Origin of the sequence: Pseudomonas sp. HMWF006, assembly GCF_003061205.1 — a bacterium.
Taxonomy (GTDB): Bacteria; Pseudomonadota; Gammaproteobacteria; order Pseudomonadales; family Pseudomonadaceae; genus Aquipseudomonas; species Aquipseudomonas monsensis.
Genome location: NZ_QAIU01000049.1, coordinates 1 through 4,307, shown reverse-complemented (window position 1 = coordinate 4,307; position 4,307 = coordinate 1). Strand labels below are relative to the sequence as shown.

The 4,307-nt window shown below is 61.2% G+C and carries 3 protein-coding genes; 2 read left to right on the top strand and 1 reads right to left on the bottom strand.

Translation table 11 applies throughout. From position 1 onward, the window contains the following. The coding region (locus DBR24_RS01820) for a DUF6338 family protein (protein WP_128613708.1) at positions 1–414 on the top strand (414 nt) is incomplete at its 5' end. 141 nt (positions 415–555) lie between these two features. Here the strand turns inward: DBR24_RS01820 and DBR24_RS01815 are convergent. After that, positions 556–1,440 (bottom strand): LysR substrate-binding domain-containing protein, encoded by an 885-nt coding sequence (locus tag DBR24_RS01815; protein WP_123467875.1) that lies wholly within the window; start codon positions 1,438–1,440, stop codon positions 556–558. Between the two features lie 158 nt (positions 1,441–1,598). Between DBR24_RS01815 and DBR24_RS01810 the strand changes: the two genes are divergently transcribed. Continuing rightward, the coding region (locus DBR24_RS01810) for an FAD-binding and (Fe-S)-binding domain-containing protein (protein ID WP_146188933.1) at positions 1,599–4,307 on the top strand (2,709 nt) is incomplete at its 3' end.

The following is a 4,307-nucleotide window of genomic DNA, read 5'->3' as shown; positions in this document are numbered from 1 at the left end:
GGGATGAAGGGGGTTTCTGTAGGAATATGGGATGGCAAAGCGCAGGCAATCTGGGCATTTGTTGTTTCAGTGATGCTCGGGTTTCTATCCTGCAATCTTGCGTCAAATGACAAGCTGCATGCTTGGTTACGATTTCGAAATGTAACCAGAAAAACCTCGTATCCCAGTCAGTGGTACAGCACCTTTGCGCGACATGATCGGCTCATTACACTGCATTTGAACGACGAACGGCGCCTGTTCGGCTGGCCTTGTGAATGGCCTTCCGAACCTGCGAATGGACAGTTTGTGATGCAGAGTCCGAAATGGTTGGGCGACGATGGCATTGCCCAGCCTTTTGAAGCAGATCTGTTGGTGATAGATTCGTCGAAAGTTCAGTGGGTTGAATTCACCACCATAAAAGAGGGCCAGTCATGACCGCCGAAGCACCCAGACCCATGCCGCCAGAAGTGGCCCGCTACCTTGGTTCGAACGACAGAAACTCGCCACAAACTGCTCGTGGTCCAAGTGCTCCGCCTCCGCCAAAACGGTGATTGCTCACTCGGGTGAGGCGATAATTCATAGCGATCGCACCAGCCAGTCCCGAAACGCCTTCAACGACGGCAACGCCTCGTTACGCGGCGGATACACCAGGTAATAGCTGCGCCGACTGGTGATCGGTTCCCCCAGTTGCAGCAGCTCGCCGTTAAGCAATTCATCGTCCACCAGAATCCGCGGCACCAGCCCTACGCCGATATTCGCTCGCACGGCCTGAATCAGGTGCGAGGTCATTTCAAAGCTCGGTCCGATACGCATGCTGCGGTGCGGCAAGCCGTGATGAGTGAACCATTCCGCCCAGGCCTGGGCATTGCTGCTGACGTTGAGCAGCAGTTGTCCGGCAATCTGTTGTTCGGCGTCCTGACGTTCGGCTGCCGTTAATTGCGCGCTGGCGATCACTACCAGTTCTTCGGTGTGCAAGGGCAGGGCGCTCAGCCCCGGCCATTCACCGCCACCGACGCAGATCGCCGCGTCGATCTCGCTGGTGTCGAAGTCGATCGCTTCGATGCGCGAATGCAAGTGCACGGTCATCCCGGGGTGTGCGGTGTAGAAGTCCTTGAGCCGTGGCAGCAGCCATTTCGAACCGAAGGTGGGCAGCGTCGCCAGACGCAGGCTGTGAATGCCGGAACCAAACGCCATGGCTTGAAGCGTCGCACTGCGGATCTGCCCGAGCGCTTCGGCCAGCTCGCGCTGATACATGCGGCCGACATCGGTCAGCACCACTTGCCGGCCTTCGCGGCTGAACAGGCGCATGCCGAGCATCTTCTCGAGAATCTGCACCTGACGGCTGACCGCGCTTTGCGTCAGCGACAGTTCATGGGCGGCGCGGGTGTAGCTTTCATGCCGTGCGGCGGCCTCGAAGGCCAGCAACAACGACATGGAAGGCGTGAGTGTTCGCGGATTCATTCGTTTTAGTCATGGATTGTGGGTCGATTTTACGTTTGTCCCGATGGCGCCAAGCAATGAACATAAGCACCATGAGATGGCAGGAGCGTGACGCAATCATTCATTGCGCACAACTGTTCACCGCCACACGGCCCGATTTTGACCGAGATTCCTGACCGATGATTGCCCAGCTGTCGCCCGCCACTGCATTGACCGCCGATTACCAGCAGTTCCTCAACGCCCTGAAAGCCAGCGGCTTTCGCGGTGAAATCAGCGCCGATTACGCCAGTCGCGTAGTGCTCGCCACTGATAACTCGATCTATCAGCGCCTGCCGCAAGCGGCGGTGTTTCCGATGGACGCCGAGGATGTGGCGCGGGTTGCGCGACTGATCGCCGAACCGGCTTATCGGAAAGTGGTGATCACCCCGCGTGGCGGCGGCACCGGCACCAACGGTCAGTCACTGACCGACGGCATCGTCGTCGACCTGTCGCGGCACATGAACCGTATTCTGGAAATCAACGTTGAAGAGCGCTGGGTGCGCGTACAGGCCGGGGTGGTCAAGGATCAGCTCAACGCGGCGCTGAAGTCCGCCGGACTGTTTTTCGCTCCGGAACTGTCGACCTCCAACCGCGCCACCGTCGGCGGCATGATTAACACCGACGCCAGCGGCCAGGGCAGTTGCACTTACGGCAAAACCCGCGACCACGTGCTCGAGCTCGACATGATCCTGCGCGGTGGCGAGCATTTGCACGGTCAGCCGCTTGACGAGCGCGAGTTGCTCGCCCAGTGCGCCCGCGAAGATCGCGTCGGTGAAGTCTATCGCTGCGCGCGGCAGATCATTGATGAACAGGGCGCGCTGATCAAGGAACGCTTCCCCGATCTCAACCGCTGCCTCACTGGTTACGACCTGGCGCACCTGCGTGAGGCGGACAACCGCTTCAACCTTAACAGTGTGCTGTGCGGCGCTGAAGGCTCGTTGGGGTTCGTGGTCGAGGCCAGGCTCAATGTGTTGCCGATCCCCAAACACACCATGCTGGTGAACATTCGCTACGCCGGTTTCATGGATGCCCTGCGCGATGCACGGGCACTGATGGCGCTCAAGCCGCTGTCGATCGAAACCGTCGACTCGAAAGTGTTGCTGCTGGCGATGCAGGACATCGTCTGGCACGGCGTCGCCGAATACTTCCCGGAAAGTGCCGCGCGGCCGACGCTGGGGATCAACCTCGTCGAGTTTTGCGGCGATGATGCCGATGAGTTGCAGGGCCGAGTCGAGGCGTTTGTCGCGCACTTGGGCAGCGACCGCACCGTCGAACGTCTGGGGCACACGCTGGCCGTCGGTCATGCCGCGGTGAACAAGGTTTACGGCATGCGCAAACGTGCGGTCGGCCTGCTGGGCAACGTGGCCGGTGAGGCACGCCCGCAACCCTTTGTCGAAGACACCGCCGTGCCGCCGCAGCACCTGGCCGAGTACATCGCCGAGCTGCGCGAGCTGCTCGACAGTCACGGTTTGCAGTACGGCATGTTCGGCCATGTCGATGCCGGCGTGCTGCACGTGCGGCCGATCCTCGACATGAAGGATCCGCAGCAAGCGGCGCGGGTGCGCCCGGTGTCCGATGGCGTCGCCGCGCTGACCCAGCGTTATGGCGGCTTGCTTTGGGGCGAGCACGGCAAGGGCCTGCGTTCGGAGTACGCACCGGCGTTCTTCGGTGAACTGTATCCGGCCCTGCAGGCGCTGAAGGCGGCATTCGACCCGTTCAACCAGTTCAACCCGGGCAAGATCGCTACCCCGGCCAACACCGACGCGGCGTTGTTGAAAATCGATGAAGTCACGTTGCGTGGCGAGCTCGATCGGCAGATCGACGAAAAAGTCTGGCAGGACTACGGTGCGGCGATGCACTGCAACGGCAACGGCGCCTGCTACAACTTCGACCCCGACGACGCCATGTGCCCGTCGTGGAAGGCCACTCGTGAACGTGCGCAGTCGCCCAAGGGGCGTGCATCGCTGATTCGCGAATGGCTGCGTTTGCAGGGCGAGGCGGGGGTGGATGTGCTTTGCGATACGATCCGTCGTCCGGCATTTTTCAGCAGCCTGTGGACACGCTGGCGCAACAGCCGCAGCCAGGATGCCGATTTTTCCCATGAGGTGTACGACGCCATGGCCGGTTGCCTGGCGTGCAAGTCCTGCGCCGGCCAGTGCCCGGTGAAGGTCAATGTGCCGGAGTTTCGTTCGCGGTTTCTGGAGCTGTACCACAGTCGTTATCTGCGCCCGGCACGGGACTATCTGATCGCCTCGCTGGAATACAGCATCCCTTACATGGCGCGGATTCCGGCGCTGTACAACGGTGTGATGGGCGCCGCGCTGGTTCGCGGTCTGCTCGAACGCCTGGGGGGAATGGTCGATGTGCCGTTGCTCAGCCGCTTCGATTTCCATGCGGCGATGCGTCGCTGGCAGGTGCAACCGGCGACGGCGGCGACGTTGTCGGCGCTGACGCCGGCACAACGCGAACGCAGCGTGGTGTTGGTGCAGGATGCCTTCACCCGTTACTTTGAGGCACCGTTGCTGGCGGATCTGGTCGAGCTGATATCACGCCTCGGTTATCAGGTTTACCTGGCGCCGTTCAACGCCAATGGCAAGCCGCTGCATGTGCAGGGGTTCCTCTCGGCGTTCAATCGGGCCGCGCTGCGCAATGCTCGTCAATTGCGTGAACTGGCGGATATCGGTGTGCCGCTGCTGGGCCTCGATCCGGCGATGACCCTGGTCTATCGCCAGGAATACCTCAAGGTGCCGGGCATGGAGCACTGTCCCGAAGTGGCGCTGGTGCAGGAGTGGCTGCTCAAGGTCATGCCGCAGCAAACGCCTCAGGCCAACGCCGGTGCCTTCCGTTTG